Origin of the sequence: Scandinavium sp. (assembly GCF_051650185.1) — a bacterium.
Classification (GTDB): domain Bacteria; phylum Pseudomonadota; class Gammaproteobacteria; order Enterobacterales; family Enterobacteriaceae; genus Scandinavium.
Window position 1 is genome coordinate 1 of the sequence record NZ_JBOFIN010000012.1, and the last position, 10,826, is coordinate 10,826.

Annotated in this window: 16 protein-coding genes; 6 read left to right on the forward strand and 10 right to left on the reverse strand. The window is 51.4% G+C overall.

Annotated features, from left to right (window positions below; all coding sequences use genetic code 11):
- Positions 1-199: 199 nt before the first annotated feature.
- Positions 200-430, reverse strand: coding sequence for a hypothetical protein (locus tag ACRCWW_RS01245; protein WP_438680764.1), 231 nt, complete (start codon positions 428-430; stop codon positions 200-202).
- Positions 431-459: 29 nt separating this feature from the next.
- On the opposite strand from ACRCWW_RS01245, the gene ACRCWW_RS01250 reads away from it, so the two are divergent.
- Positions 460-1,014: a gamma carbonic anhydrase family protein gene (locus tag ACRCWW_RS01250; RefSeq protein WP_438680765.1), complete on the forward strand. Its 555-nt coding sequence runs from the start codon at positions 460-462 to the stop codon at positions 1,012-1,014.
- Here ACRCWW_RS01250 and ACRCWW_RS01255 read toward each other — a convergent pair.
- Genes ACRCWW_RS01255 through dprA form a run of 6 tightly spaced genes read right to left on the reverse strand, consistent with a single transcriptional unit; the run spans position 990 to position 4,781 of the window.
- Positions 990-1,247 (reverse strand): DUF1488 domain-containing protein, encoded by a 258-nt coding sequence (locus ACRCWW_RS01255; protein ID WP_438680766.1) that lies wholly within the window; start codon positions 1,245-1,247, stop codon positions 990-992. The two genes, ACRCWW_RS01250 and ACRCWW_RS01255, sit on opposite strands and share 25 nt — an antisense overlap.
- The gene (gene aroE, locus ACRCWW_RS01260) at positions 1,244-2,062 is read right to left on the reverse strand and encodes a shikimate dehydrogenase (RefSeq protein ID WP_438680767.1); all 819 of its coding nucleotides are present in this window, start codon (positions 2,060-2,062) and stop codon (positions 1,244-1,246) included. Before aroE ends, ACRCWW_RS01255 begins: the two co-directional genes overlap by 4 nt.
- 4 nt (positions 2,063-2,066) lie before the next feature.
- Positions 2,067-2,639: an L-threonylcarbamoyladenylate synthase type 1 TsaC gene (tsaC, locus tag ACRCWW_RS01265; protein ID WP_438680768.1), complete on the reverse strand. Its 573-nt coding sequence runs from the start codon at positions 2,637-2,639 to the stop codon at positions 2,067-2,069.
- Positions 2,636-3,184, reverse strand: coding sequence for a topoisomerase DNA-binding C4 zinc finger domain-containing protein (locus ACRCWW_RS01270; protein WP_438680769.1), 549 nt, complete (start codon positions 3,182-3,184; stop codon positions 2,636-2,638). The genes tsaC and ACRCWW_RS01270 overlap by 4 nt, the downstream gene beginning before the upstream one ends.
- A 27-nt stretch (positions 3,185-3,211) precedes the next feature.
- Entirely contained in the window at positions 3,212-3,685 is a 474-nt protein-coding gene (gene smg / locus ACRCWW_RS01275; protein WP_438680770.1) for a DUF494 family protein Smg, read from the reverse strand.
- Complete coding sequence (gene dprA / locus ACRCWW_RS01280; RefSeq protein WP_438680771.1) at positions 3,657-4,781, reverse strand: DNA-protecting protein DprA; 1,125 nt, start codon at positions 4,779-4,781, stop codon at positions 3,657-3,659. Before dprA ends, smg begins: the two co-directional genes overlap by 29 nt.
- Positions 4,782-4,911: 130 nt before the next feature.
- On the opposite strand from dprA, the gene def reads away from it, so the two are divergent.
- From def to mscL, 5 genes are all read left to right on the forward strand, one after another.
- Entirely contained in the window at positions 4,912-5,421 is a 510-nt protein-coding gene (gene def / locus ACRCWW_RS01285; protein WP_330985815.1) for a peptide deformylase, read from the forward strand.
- A gap of 14 nt (positions 5,422-5,435) precedes the next feature.
- Positions 5,436-6,383, forward strand: coding sequence for a methionyl-tRNA formyltransferase (gene fmt, locus ACRCWW_RS01290; RefSeq protein ID WP_438680772.1), 948 nt, complete (start codon positions 5,436-5,438; stop codon positions 6,381-6,383).
- A gap of 50 nt (positions 6,384-6,433) precedes the next feature.
- Positions 6,434-7,723: a 16S rRNA (cytosine(967)-C(5))-methyltransferase RsmB gene (rsmB, locus tag ACRCWW_RS01295; RefSeq protein ID WP_438680773.1), complete on the forward strand. Its 1,290-nt coding sequence runs from the start codon at positions 6,434-6,436 to the stop codon at positions 7,721-7,723.
- Positions 7,724-7,744: 21 nt separating this feature from the next.
- Entirely contained in the window at positions 7,745-9,121 is a 1,377-nt protein-coding gene (gene trkA / locus ACRCWW_RS01300) for a Trk system potassium transporter TrkA (protein WP_404660142.1), read from the forward strand.
- Positions 9,122-9,268: 147 nt separating this feature from the next.
- Positions 9,269-9,679 carry a large-conductance mechanosensitive channel protein MscL gene (gene mscL / locus ACRCWW_RS01305; RefSeq protein ID WP_330985811.1) on the forward strand — a complete coding sequence of 137 codons (411 nt, stop codon included), beginning with the start codon at positions 9,269-9,271 and terminating at the stop codon, positions 9,677-9,679.
- Here the strand turns inward: mscL and ACRCWW_RS01310 are convergent, their stop codons facing one another.
- Genes ACRCWW_RS01310 through ACRCWW_RS01320 form a run of 3 tightly spaced genes read right to left on the reverse strand, consistent with a single transcriptional unit; the run spans position 9,680 to position 10,749 of the window.
- Positions 9,680-9,895 (reverse strand): alternative ribosome-rescue factor A, encoded by a 216-nt coding sequence (locus ACRCWW_RS01310; RefSeq protein ID WP_438680774.1) that lies wholly within the window; start codon positions 9,893-9,895, stop codon positions 9,680-9,682.
- A gap of 57 nt (positions 9,896-9,952) precedes the next feature.
- Positions 9,953-10,378 (reverse strand): Zn(2+)-responsive transcriptional regulator, encoded by a 426-nt coding sequence (zntR, locus tag ACRCWW_RS01315; protein WP_438680775.1) that lies wholly within the window; start codon positions 10,376-10,378, stop codon positions 9,953-9,955.
- A complete protein-coding gene (locus tag ACRCWW_RS01320) occupies positions 10,378-10,749 on the reverse strand; it encodes a DUF1992 domain-containing protein (RefSeq protein WP_438680776.1) in 372 nt (123 codons plus the stop codon). Before ACRCWW_RS01320 ends, zntR begins: the two co-directional genes overlap by 1 nt.
- Between the last annotated feature and the right edge of the window lie 77 nt (positions 10,750-10,826).

Consider the following 10,826-nt stretch of genomic DNA (forward strand, 5'->3'; position numbering starts at 1 on the left):
ATGCTCGTGAATTAAACTTCGTAATGAATTACGTATGTTCACTCAGAGACTTGGTATTCATTTTTCGTCCGAGGACGTTAAGAATCCATGTCACTTTGAGTGCCCACACAGATTGTCTGATAAATTGTTAAAGAGCAGTTGCGACGCGCTTTAGCGCTCTGTCGCGAGGTGGCGTATATTACGCTTTCCTCTTTCAGAGTCAACCCTGAATTTCAGGATTTTTTCTCTTCGTTGCTACGACCATCTTGTGAAGTGTTTCACGTTGTCGTCTCAACGGATGCGCATTATAGGGATCCCAATTTTTTGCACAACCTTTTTTTTCGATCTTTTTTCTGATAGCTGTTTTTTCATTCTCTTTGTCCAGATCCCATACGATCTGCTGCTTTTTTGAGGTGTGAAAGCCCCGTTTAAGGCCGATAATGGCCGTCATCACCTGCGATCCTTTCTTTAGAGGTAAACATGTCTGCAAATATCCGCCCCTATCAGTCTTTGCGCCCCACAATGGGTGAACGCGTAATGATCGATTCCACCAGTGTCGTTATCGGCGATGTCCGTCTTGCCGATGATGTCGGCATCTGGCCGCTGGTTGTCATTCGCGGAGACGTTAACCACGTTGCTATTGGCAAACGCACCAACATTCAGGACGGCAGCGTTTTGCATGTCACCCATAAATCGACCACCAACCCGGAAGGCAACCCGCTTATTGTGGGTGAAGATGTGACGGTAGGGCATAAAGTGATGCTGCACGGTTGCGCGATTGGCAATCGCGTTCTGGTGGGAATGGGTTCTATTTTACTGGACGGCGTTGTCGTAGAAGATGATGTGATGATTGGCGCTGGCAGCCTGGTGCCACAAAACAAACGTCTGGAAAGTGGCTTTCTGTATTTGGGCAGTCCGGTAAAACAGATCCGCCCTTTAAAGGAGAAGGAACTCGAAGGCCTGAAATACTCCGCCAACAACTATGTAAAATGGAAAAATGAATATTTGGATCAGGAAAGCCAGAACCAGCCCTGATCGTCTTCCCGCTGTTCACGGATAGCTTCTTCAGCTTCTTCCTCCAGATCCCAGCGATGCTGGCGAAAGCTCTCCAACCAATGTGCTGGCGTGCCGCGACCAAAGCGGCGCTCCAGTGATTCCGCCGATAACGCGCACTGCATCTGGAAACCGGAGACTAACGCCGGGAAGAAGATGCACTGTCGGCGTTCATCCCACTCTTCACGATCGGGAAACAGGATTGTCTGGTTCACAATGCCAGCTCTTTCTTCAGTGATGCGATCACGGGTGCAATCTCAGGCATCAGGCCGTGCCAAAGCAATACCGCGTGTGCTGCTTGTGCCACCAACATTCCCAAACCATCCGCACGCTGTCTGGCACCATGCTGTTCACACCAGCTCAGGAACGGTGTGTTTCCCTTCTGGTAAAACATGTCATAACAATGAATGCCTGGATGGATGAGTGAAGCAGGGATCGCTGGCACATCCCCCCCGATTCCACTTGAGGTCGCGTTAATGATCAGATCGAATTCTTCACCCGCCAGTTGATCCATTGCCACCGCCCGGATGCTGCCCGTATGAGCAAAGATCGTTGCCAACTCCTGGGCTCGCGAGAATGTGCGGTTAGTGATTGTCACCGCACAGTCGAGAGACAGCAGCGGCATGATCACTCCACGAGCCGCGCCACCTGCGCCCACCAGTAGAATACGAAATCCTGGTTTGATAAAAGCAAGGCGTTCCAGATCGCTCAGCAAACCGATGCCATCCGTGTTATCGCCGAGCAACCGCCCATCTTCAAGACGCTTGAGGGTATTAACCGCGCCAGCCATCGCAGCACGCTCCGTCAATTCATCCGCTCGCGAAAATGCTTCTTCTTTGAAGGGCACCGTGACGTTACAGCCCTTTCCACCAGCAGCCATAAAGGTATCCAGGGCTGCATTAAAGGCTTCCCTTGGAGCAAGCACACGACCATAAGGATGTTCAATGTTCAGCTGCAGTGCGAATTGCTGATGAATAAAAGGAGATTTGCTATGCGCAATCGGATTGCCAAAAACTGCATACGGTTCCATAACCTCACCCCTGGCGAAAAAGTTCGCCCGTCAGGGCATCGCGAATTTCGGAAGGATTGAGCCGACCGCCGGTTTCTCCCACCACAACAGGGAACGCTTCACCAAATTGGGCAACCACTTCAGTAGTCGTCCGACATGGAGGTTGTCCCGTCAGATTTGCGCTGGTTGAAACCAATGGCTTGCCATACGCCTTGCACAGTTCAACCACCAGCGGATGGTCGGTAACGCGTACAGCCAGGGAATCAAAACGCCCGGTCAGCCAACGTGGTGTTGAGAGGCGAGCAGGGAAAACAAACGTCACCGGCCCCGGCCATTTCGAGAAAACGGCTTCGCGCTGTGCATCGGACAGCATCGAATCGTCAATATAAGGTTTGAGTTGCTCGTAATCAGCCGCGATGAGGATTAACCCTTTTTCGACAGGCCTCTGCTTTATTTCAAGCAAGCGCATGACGGCAGTTTCGCTGTCCGGATCGCAGCCAACACCAAAAACAGCTTCAGTAGGATAAGCGATGACTTCTTTGTTTTTTAGCGCGATGAGAGCTTTCGTCACGCTTTCTGTTTGCAGGTTATTGTTCACTGATCTTTCGCCGGAACCGGCTTTCCACATTGTTTACTGGCACAGAAAAGCTTCACGCCTTGCGCCGTTTTCTTTTCGATAAGCAGCGGATAATGACACGTCGGGCATTCACCCACTGCCGGTTTGAAATTCAGGACAAACTGGCAATCAGGATAGCGATCGCAAGAATGAAAGGTTTTACCATAACGAGAGCGACGCTGTACCAGATGTCCTTCGTCGCACTGCGGGCAGGCGATGGCAGTATCATCCGGTTTATCAATGATTTCGGTATGCTGACAGGCGGGATACTGGCTACAGCCAATAAACATGCCGAAACGCCCCTGTCGCAGCACCAGCTCAGCGCCGCACTTCGGGCAAAGTTGGCCTTCCAGAACTTTAACAATATGCCCGTCCGCCTGACTTTTCAGGGGACGCACATAGTCACATTCCGGATAATGGGAACAACCAAGAAAGGGCCCGTGTTTGCCGGACCGGATAACGAGTGGAGCCCCGCACTGTGGGCAGGGCTCGTTTTTAGGCACCGAAAACAGTGCTGATTTGGCCATAACAACTCTTGTCGCTACACAATGGAATTAATGCAGCATACCGTCATTTACTTCGAAGAGTAATTCTTCCATTTGCTGATAGGCATTTTCACAGCCTGGAATGTTAAACAGCACCATCAGAATGACCCACTTCAGGTCTTCCAGTTCAAACTCTGTGGCATCCAGCGCCATGACGCGTTCGATAACCATTTCACGCGTTTCGAGGTTTAGCACCTGAATCTGCTCCAGGAATAACAAGAATCCCCGGCAACTGGCATCCAGCCTTTGGCACTCTTCTGCGGTATAGATACGCACAGAGAGCGGATCAGAAGCCAGCTGCATCGGCTCGGCGAGCCCTTCCTGATAGTCAGCCAGCTTTTCCAGCCAAAGTAGCGCGTTGTAGATATCTTCACGATCAAAACCGGCGTCGGTGAGATCCCGAGTCAGTTTGTCCTGGTCCACCCGCATTTCTGCTTCGTTATGGATGTAAGTCTCAAACAAATACATCAGTACGTCGAACATGGCATGCCCTCCTCAATCGGACATAGCCGCCGGGTACAGCTGCGATCCACCCTGCTAACTCCAGTTCGAGTAATTGAGCTACCGTCACTGGCACAGGTTGGCCGGCACGTTCAGCGACAACGTCAACAGGTGTTACCTCATCTCCTACGTTAGCCAGGAGCTCCGGAAATGGCAATGCCGTGAGCTCCCTATCCGGGGAATAATTTGAATTTTCAGTCTCATCTGGCAACGGATACCGCCCATATTGCAAATTTTCCAGAATATCCTCGACAGTGGTCACTGGCGTGGCGCCCTGTTTAATCAGCCAGTGCGGCCCTTCTGAACCCGGATTCCCCAGCGGCCCTGGCAGGGCGAAAACTTCCCGTCCTTGTTCCAGAGCCGTTCGGGCAGTCACGAGCGAACCACTTTTTATTGCGGCTTCAATGACCAGCACACCGCAACTCAGACCGCTGATGATGCGATTACGACGGGGAAAATTGGCGGGCCAGGGAGGCTGAGCCAATGGAAACTCGCTGACCAGTGCTCCGCCACTCTCAAGAATGCGCTGACTCAAGGAAGCATGGCGGCGTGGGTAGGTATGAAAAAGGCCGTTCCCCAGTACAGCAATGGTTTTCCCTGAAGCGGTGAGTGTTGCTCGATGGGCTATGCCATCAATACCCAACGCTAGCCCGCTGGTAATCGTGAACCCTTTGCGTGACAGCGCTTCACTAAACGCGGTTCCCCAGCGTTCACCGTACCAGGAATGATTACGGCTGCCGACAATGGCTAACTGTACAGAAGAGAGCAAAGTGACATCCCCGGCGACAAATAACGCAACGGGATAATCTGTTGTCGCTCGTAATGCAGAGGGAAAAGCAGGATCGTTTGCGGTAAGCAGAAAATGATGGGGCTCTGCCAGCCAGGCCTGCGTCTGCGACAACTCTCGCTCTGAGAGGGAGAAAAACTGCTGAATTTGCTTTGCCGTCAACCCCTTCGCTTGCAGCCGTTCGGCGTCAATGGTTTCAGTATGACTGAGCTGATTTAGCAAGGCGGAAGAGATATCCCCATAGACACTATTCACTGTCATCAGGCGAAGCACTATTTCTGTGGGTGTCATCCTTTGTCCCCTTGCCACAAGCACGTTGAGCAATCTTTGCGATTGGTCACTGATGCTGTCAATCAGAGGGGGATTTGTCTAGAATAGAGGTAATAATCTTTCCAACTCCTGAACACAACTCTGGATAATTATGTCAGTTTTGCAAGTGTTACATATCCCGGACGAGCGTCTTCGCAAAATCGCTGAACCGGTTAAAGAAGTGAATGCAGAAATTCAGCGTATCGTTGACGATATGTTTGACACCATGTACGCCGAAGAAGGCATTGGCCTGGCGGCTACGCAGGTGGATATTCATCAGCGCATCATCGTCATTGATGTCTCTGAAAACCGTGATGAGCAACTGGTGTTGATCAACCCTGAACTGCTGGAGAAAGAAGGCGAAACCGGGATTGAAGAAGGTTGCCTGTCGATTCCTGAACAACGCGCTCTGGTGCCGCGTGCTGAGAAAGTGAAAATCCGTGCGCTCAACCGCGAAGGTAAAGCGTTCGAACTGGAAGCTGATGGCCTGCTGGCTATCTGTATTCAGCACGAGATGGATCATCTGGTGGGCAAACTGTTCATCGACTATCTGTCACCGCTGAAACAGCAGCGCATCCGCCAGAAAGTTGAGAAACTGGATCGCTTAAACGCCCGCGCTTAAGGATAAGAACACTCGTGTCAGAATCACTTCGCATTATTTTCGCAGGTACCCCTGACTTTGCAGCGCGTCATCTTGACGCGCTGTTGTCTTCAGGGCACCAGATTGTGGGCGTTTTCACCCAGCCCGACCGCCCGGCTGGTCGCGGTAAAAAGCTTATGCCTTCACCGGTAAAAGTTCTGGCTGAAGAGAAAGGTCTGCCGGTTTTCCAGCCCGCGTCACTTCGCCCGCAGGAAAACCAGCAGCTCGTTGCCGGGCTTAACGCCGACGTAATGGTCGTCGTTGCCTACGGTCTTATCCTGCCCAAAGCGGTACTGGATATGCCGCGCCTCGGCTGTATCAATGTGCATGGCTCGCTGCTCCCGCGCTGGCGTGGTGCGGCACCTATTCAACGTTCTTTGTGGGCGGGTGATGCTGAAACGGGCGTCACTATCATGCAAATGGACGTCGGTCTGGATACCGGAGATATGCTCCACAAGCTCTCCTGCCCGATAACAGCAGAAGACACGAGCGGCTCTTTGTACGACAAGCTCGCTGAGCTTGGCCCGAAAGGACTGACCGAAACGCTGCAACAGCTGGCAAGCGGTACAGCAAAACCTGAAGTTCAGGATGAAGCTCAGGTTACACACGCTGAAAAGCTCAGCAAAGAAGAAGCCCGCGTTGACTGGTCACTTTCTGCCGCACAGCTTGAACGCTGCGTCCGTGCTTTCAATCCATGGCCGATGAGTTGGCTTGAGATTGACGGGCAGCCGGTAAAAATCTGGCAGGCCAGCGTCATCAACGAAAAAACGAATGCCCAGCCAGGCACCATTCTGGATGTCAGCAAGCAAGGTATTCAGGTGGCGACCGCGGATGGCATTCTGAATCTTCAATCGCTACAGCCTGCGGGCAAAAAAGCGATGAGCGCTCAGGATCTGTTAAATTCACGTCGGGAATGGTTTATTCCCGGCAACCGTCTCGCCTGACGGTTCTCATTTCAAGCCCGGTACTGCCGGGCCTTTTCATTTTTAAGCATATGAAAAAGAATACTAATTTACGTAGTCTCGCCGCCCAGGCCGTCGAGCAGGTCGTTGAGAAGGGCCAGTCACTGAGTAATGTCCTGCCCGCACTGCAGCAAAAGGTGGGTGAAAAAGACCGGGCGCTTTTGCAGGAACTCTGCTTCGGTGTCCTTCGTACGCTTTCCCAGCTTGAGTGGTTGATCAATAAGTTGATGGAACGCCCGATGACAGGCAAGCAACGTACCGTTCATTACCTGATTATGGTTGGACTGTATCAACTCCTGCACACCCGAATTCCGGCACACGCCGCTCTTGCCGAAACAGTGGAAGGCGCCGTAGCGATTAAACGTCCGCAGCTAAAAGGTCTGATCAACGGTGTTCTGCGTCAGTTTCAGCGAAATCAGGAAACGCTACAGGCAGAATTTGCCTCCACAGAGCTGCGTTTTCTGCACCCTTCCTGGCTGGTGAAACGCATTAAGAGTGCCTATCCGCAGCAATGGGAAGCGATTCTTGAGGCTAACAACCAGCGCCCGCCAATGTGGCTTCGCGTAAACCGCAATCACCATAGTCGCGATGAATGGATGGCCTTGTCCGAAGAAGCCGGGATTACTGGCTTCTCGCATCCTGAGTATCCTGATGCTGTGCGTCTGGAAACTCCGGTGTCTGTACAGGCTTTGCCCGGATTTAACGAAGGTTGGGTCACGGTTCAGGATGCTTCAGCTCAAGGCTGCATGAATTTCCTGCGGCCAGAAAACGGCGAGAAGATCCTCGATCTCTGCGCGGCACCCGGCGGCAAAACCACACACATTCTTGAAGTTGCGCCAGAAGCCAATGTGATGGCGGTAGATGTCGATAAGCAACGCCTGACGCGTGTGTATGAAAACCTTAAACGCCTTGGCATGAAAGCTCAGGTTAAGCAGGGTGACGGCCGCTTCCCTTCTCAGTGGTGTGGCGAACAACAGTTTGATCGCATTCTGTTAGACGCCCCCTGCTCCGCAACTGGCGTCATTCGTCGCCATCCGGATATTAAATGGCTGCGCCGCGATCGAGACATCGCCGAGTTGGCACAACTGCAGGCGGAAATTCTGGATGCGACCTGGTCGCATCTGAAAACCGGCGGCACGTTGGTTTACGCGACCTGTTCCATTCTTCCTGAAGAAAACAGTGAACAAATTGCCGCCTTCCTGAAACGCACACCCGATGCCTCACTCACTGAAACGGGCGATGCAGAACATCCAGGACGCCAAAACTTACCGGCGGCAGAAGAAGGCGATGGTTTCTTCTACGCTAAGCTAATCAAACAGTGATGAATTAATGGATCGCGACTGATGAAAATTATCATTCTGGGTGCCGGACAAGTTGGCGGCACACTGGCGGAAAACCTGGTCGGCGAGAATAACGACATTACCGTTGTCGACACCAATGGCGATCGCTTGCGCAGCCTGCAGGACAAATTCGATTTGCGTGTCGTACAAGGACACGGCTCGCATCCACGAGTTTTGCGTGAAGCGGGGGCCGACGATGCCGACATGCTGGTCGCCGTCACCAGTTCGGACGAAACAAATATGGTCGCCTGCCAGGTCGCCTATTCGCTTTTTAATACGCCAAATCGCATCGCCCGAATCAGGGCTCCGGACTATGTGCGTGATGCGGAAAAGCTGTTCCATTCTGAAGCCGTGCCTATCGATCACCTGATTGCGCCAGAGCAGTTGGTTATCGACAATATTTATCGTCTGATTGAATACCCGGGTGCGCTGCAGGTGGTTAATTTTGCCGAAGGCAAAGTCAGCCTTGCGGTAGTGAAGGCCTACTACGGCGGGCCGCTGGTCGGGAATGCGCTGTCCACTATGCGCGAGCATATGCCACACATCGATACGCGCGTGGCTGCAATTTTCCGTCATGACCGTCCGATTCGCCCACAGGGTTCAACCATCGTCGAAGCGGGTGATGAAGTGTTCTTCATTGCCGCATCACAGCATATTCGTGCCGTAATGAGCGAGCTTCAGCGTCTTGAGAAACCCTACAAGCGCATCATGCTTGTCGGCGGGGGCAACATTGGCGCAGGCCTCGCGCATCGTCTGGAGAAAGACTACAGCGTTAAACTGATCGAACGCGACCAACAGCGTGCCTCTGAACTGGCCGAGAAGCTGCAAAATACGATCGTCTTTTACGGCGACGCATCAGATCAAGAATTACTGGCTGAAGAACATATCGATCAGGTTGATCTGTTTATTGCCGTCACCAATGATGACGAAGCCAATATCATGTCGGCCATGCTGGCCAAGCGAATGGGCGCCAAGAAAGTGATGGTGCTTATCCAACGTCGAGCTTATGTCGATCTGGTACAGGGCAGCGTAATTGATATTGCGATATCTCCGCAGCAAGCAACGATCTCTGCACTTTTAAGTCATGTGCGCAAAGCAGATATCGTGGGTGTGTCCTCACTACGTCGCGGTGTTGCGGAAGCCATTGAAGCTGTAGCTCATGGCGATGAAAGCACCTCTCGCGTTGTCGGACGAGTGATTGACGATATAAAACTGCCGCCGGGCACGATTATCGGAGCTGTAGTGCGTGGTAATGAAGTCATGATAGCAAATGACAATCTTCGTATTGAACAAGGCGACCACGTCATTATGTTCCTGACAGATAAAAAGTTTATTACCGATGTCGAAAGGCTATTTCAGCCAAGTCCATTCTTTTTGTAACGACGAAAGGGCGCCAATAACGGCGCCCTTTTTCATTAACCCTTTATATTGCATGGCTTATTTATTCCATCTGACATTGGTTCTGCAATGGAAATCAGCTAAACATTTGTTAAACTTATAAACGTCAGCCAGCACAAGGAGTATAAAATGAGCATTATTAAAGAGTTTCGCGAATTTGCGATGCGCGGGAATGTTGTCGATTTGGCAGTAGGTGTGATTATTGGTGCCGCATTCGGCAAGATCGTTTCTTCATTGGTTGCCGATATTATTATGCCGCCGTTAGGTCTGCTGATTGGGGGTATCGACTTCAAACAATTTGCCGTGACCCTGCGTGACGCACAAGGCGATGTGCCTGCTGTCGTAATGCATTACGGCGTCTTTATTCAGAATATTTTCGATTTCGTCATCGTGGCATTTGCCATTTTTATGGCAATCAAGCTGATAAACAAGCTGAACCGTAAGAAAGAAGAGCCTGCTGCGGCGCCGGCTCCTTCAAAAGAGGAAGTCTTGCTGGCTGAGATCCGCGATTTACTGAAAGAGCAGAACAATCGCTCTTAATCAGAGTCCAGAAACAAGAAAGCCAGTGGTAAAAAAGTGCATCACTCTTTTGCCACTGGCCTCCCAGTTCGCTCGATTACCCTGTTTCCCTTTACGCTGATAACTTCCTTTCCCTTTTTTATTCTTCTCAACTCGCTGACGAAAAAGCGGGTCATGCAACAGGGCTTCGATGGCATTATCTTTAATCTGCCCCTTCGTATGCTGATAGCGGCTCATAATATCTCCAGTATGTGGGTTAATTCGGCGCGAGTGTAATCCTCTGCCTGGGGTAAATCAACACCCTGATTTGTCGGCTTCTGCACCTTGTTCTAACGCTTCCAGAATCGAACAGTAGACGCTACTGTGAGCAGTACCGCAACAGGCATCATTCAGTCGCTGTAATGAGCGCCGCATCGTTTCCAGTTCGGCAATGCGCGCCTCAACCTCACTCAATCTGACCTGAACGATGCTTTTCGATTCCTGACAAGTGTGATGCTCGGGATCAATACGGATCGATAGCAGTTCACGGATCGCTTCTAGTGTGAACCCTAACTGTCGCCCATGACGAATAAAACGCAGACGCTGCAGGTCGCTGTCTGAATAAAGCCTGAAGCCACCTTCAGTACGGACATCATGATCCATCATTTGCTGCTTTTCGTAATAGCGAATGGTGTCGGGTGTAACACCAGCCAGTTTCGCTAACTCACCTATACGTAACATTATGACTCTCCTTTGATTTTATTGAGGAGTTTCCCCGCATAGTCGCCATGAAGAAAGTCAGTGTTGAGCCCGGCTTGTCTAAGCTTTAACTCAAGCAACGTGAGCTGGCGGTGAAGTTTATTGAATCGCGGGTCGTCTTCACGAACGGTTTGCAGGAGATCGGCAAGCTGGAGGGCTTGCTTACGCTGTTCAAGTTCAGGAGGAAGACATCCCGCATTTTTCAGTAATCTGTAACCGGCACGTAATTCTGCAAGCACATGATGGTCGTCATCAAGTTCCAAACGCTTTCCACTCCCAGCCAAGGAGTCAAACTCGCCGTTACGCTGAGCATCGAGAATATGCCGCTCGGCCCACTGGTCCAGTAACCACATAATATCAACCTGAGTGAACAAAAAGAGTACAGCTAGTGTAGAAGATGGGGGTCGTGAGGGTATAAAAAAACCCGCCG

Bases quoted from the DNA above. Each gene is read 5' to 3' on its own strand.
- zntR (WP_438680775.1), bottom strand. From the start codon at position 10,378: ATGTTACGTATAGGTGAGTTAGCGAAACTGGCTGGTGTTACACCCGAC.
- ACRCWW_RS01270 (WP_438680769.1), bottom strand. From the start codon at position 3,184: ATGGCCAAATCAGCACTGTTTTCGGTGCCTAAAAACGAGCCCTGCCCA.
- smg (WP_438680770.1), bottom strand. From the start codon at position 3,685: ATGTTCGACGTACTGATGTATTTGTTTGAGACTTACATCCATAACGAA.
- ACRCWW_RS01310 (WP_438680774.1), bottom strand. From the start codon at position 9,895: ATGAGCCGCTATCAGCATACGAAGGGGCAGATTAAAGATAATGCCATC.
- ACRCWW_RS01320 (WP_438680776.1), bottom strand. From the start codon at position 10,749: ATGTGGTTACTGGACCAGTGGGCCGAGCGGCATATTCTCGATGCTCAG.
- trkA (WP_404660142.1), top strand. From the start codon at position 7,745: ATGAAAATTATCATTCTGGGTGCCGGACAAGTTGGCGGCACACTGGCG.
- mscL (WP_330985811.1), top strand. From the start codon at position 9,269: ATGAGCATTATTAAAGAGTTTCGCGAATTTGCGATGCGCGGGAATGTT.
- aroE (WP_438680767.1), bottom strand. From the start codon at position 2,062: ATGGAACCGTATGCAGTTTTTGGCAATCCGATTGCGCATAGCAAATCT.
- def (WP_330985815.1), top strand. From the start codon at position 4,912: ATGTCAGTTTTGCAAGTGTTACATATCCCGGACGAGCGTCTTCGCAAA.
- rsmB (WP_438680773.1), top strand. From the start codon at position 6,434: ATGAAAAAGAATACTAATTTACGTAGTCTCGCCGCCCAGGCCGTCGAG.
- ACRCWW_RS01245 (WP_438680764.1), bottom strand. From the start codon at position 430: ATGACGGCCATTATCGGCCTTAAACGGGGCTTTCACACCTCAAAAAAG.
- ACRCWW_RS01250 (WP_438680765.1), top strand. From the start codon at position 460: ATGTCTGCAAATATCCGCCCCTATCAGTCTTTGCGCCCCACAATGGGT.
- dprA (WP_438680771.1), bottom strand. From the start codon at position 4,781: ATGACACCCACAGAAATAGTGCTTCGCCTGATGACAGTGAATAGTGTC.